Consider the following 1,701-nt stretch of genomic DNA (forward strand, 5'->3'; position numbering starts at 1 on the left):
GGCTGGTGCTGTCGGGGCGCAACGCCGCCGCGCTGGCCGAGGTTGCGGCGGCCTGCCCCGGCAGCCACGTCGAAGCCTTCGAGGTGACCGATCTCGATGCGCTGCCGGCGATCGCGGCGCGGGTGGAGGCCGCCACCGGCGGGGTGGACTGGCTGGTCAACAATGCCGGCATCTCGCAGCGCAGCCTCGCGCTCGACACCGATTTTGCTGTCTATCGCAGCCTGATGGAGGTGGATTTCTTCGCGCCGCTGCGGCTCACGCAGTTGCTGCTGCCGGCGATGGTGGCGCGCTGTGCGGCGGGGCGCACCGCGCGCATCGTCAACAACGCCTCGGTGGCCGGCAAGGTCGGCTCGCCGCTGCGCACCGGCTATTGCGCGGCCAAGCATGCGCTGGTCGGCTGGTCGGACGCGCTCAGGGCCGAGACCGCCCAATATGGGCTGAAGGTGCATGTGCTCACCCCCGGGTTCGTCGCCACGGGCATCGGCGCCAACGCGCTGACCGGCGATGGCCGCCCGAAGGGCGCCGGTGATGATCCGGTGGATGCCGGCATCTCCATCCACGAGGCGGCGCAGCAGATCCTGGATGGCATCGCGGCCGACCGGCCGGAGATCGCGGTGGGGCGCGCAGGCGCCGCCGAGATGCAGCTGCTCGATCTGAAACGGCAGGATCCGGAAGGCTGCCTCGCGCTGATGGCGCGAATGGCGCCGGCGCGGCCGCTTTGAGGCGGCGCGCCTCCCGTTGCCGCCATGATTGTGGGCGGTGATTTTGGGCTTGTTGGAAATGTCGCAGCCGGCTAAGGCGCATACAGGTGGCTCGCGCATGGAAGCGGCGGGCTTTCCCCACGCGCATCGACAGCTGGCAGATTGGGTGACGGGGCTACGCCAGCCTTTCGGATGGCAGGGCCCCCCGCAGGCGGGCCAGCGGCGCAGTGGGGCGTGTTTTCACCCAACAGCGGCCCGGCGGGCCAGGCACGGGAACGACGGACTTGATCAGGAACAACCAGCGGCGGCGGCGCGGTGGCGGCAACAATGGGCCGCGGCCACAGCAGATGGCCGGCGGCAACAATTATGGCAGCCGGCTCGACAATCGCCAGCGCGGCAATGCCACCCAGCTGCTGGAGAAATACCGCGCGCTCGCCCGTGATGCGCAGCAGGCCGGCGACCGGGTGACCGCCGAATATTATCTGCAATATGCCGAGCATTATTACCGGGTGCTGGGCGATTATCGTGATCGCCAGCCCGAAGGCCGCACCGATGGCCGCAACCAGAGCGATCGCGGCCGCGACGACTATGACGATGACCAGGGCGAGAACGCCGAGATGGGCGATGCCGACCTGGGCGATGCCGACGGCGACACCGATACGGCGGCTGACCAGCGGGGTCGCGACAACCGCCCCCGCAGTGACCGGTCTCGGGATGAGCGTCAGCGCGATGATCGCCAGCGCGAGGCCCGGCAACGCGATGATCGGCCCCGTGAAGACAGGCAGCGCGACGACCGGCCCCGCGAAGAGCGCGCTGGTGACGAGCGTAGCCGCCGTGACTGGCAGCGCGACCGCCGGCCGGGAGGCAGAGATCAGGGGCGCGATCAGGGCCGAGACCAGGGCCGCGGTGATGCAGGGCGGCAGGACAGCGATCCGGCCGACCGTGAGGACGACCGCGAATCGCTGCTGCAGGCCCTGCCGCCGGCAGTGGCCTCGGCGGC

2 protein-coding genes are annotated in these 1,701 nt (G+C 70.4%); both read left to right on the forward strand.

Going from position 1 to position 1,701, the window contains the following annotated elements:
* A partial coding sequence (locus GJV64_RS14150; RefSeq protein ID WP_164158091.1) for an SDR family NAD(P)-dependent oxidoreductase occupies positions 1-722 on the forward strand: 722 nt, incomplete at its 5' end.
* A gap of 263 nt (positions 723-985) precedes the next feature.
* The coding region (locus tag GJV64_RS14155) for a DUF4167 domain-containing protein (protein WP_164158093.1) at positions 986-1,701 on the forward strand (716 nt) is incomplete at its 3' end.

Origin of the sequence: Sandarakinorhabdus rubra, assembly GCF_010994245.1 — a bacterium.
Taxonomy (GTDB): Bacteria; Pseudomonadota; Alphaproteobacteria; order Sphingomonadales; family Sphingomonadaceae; genus Sandarakinorhabdus; species Sandarakinorhabdus rubra.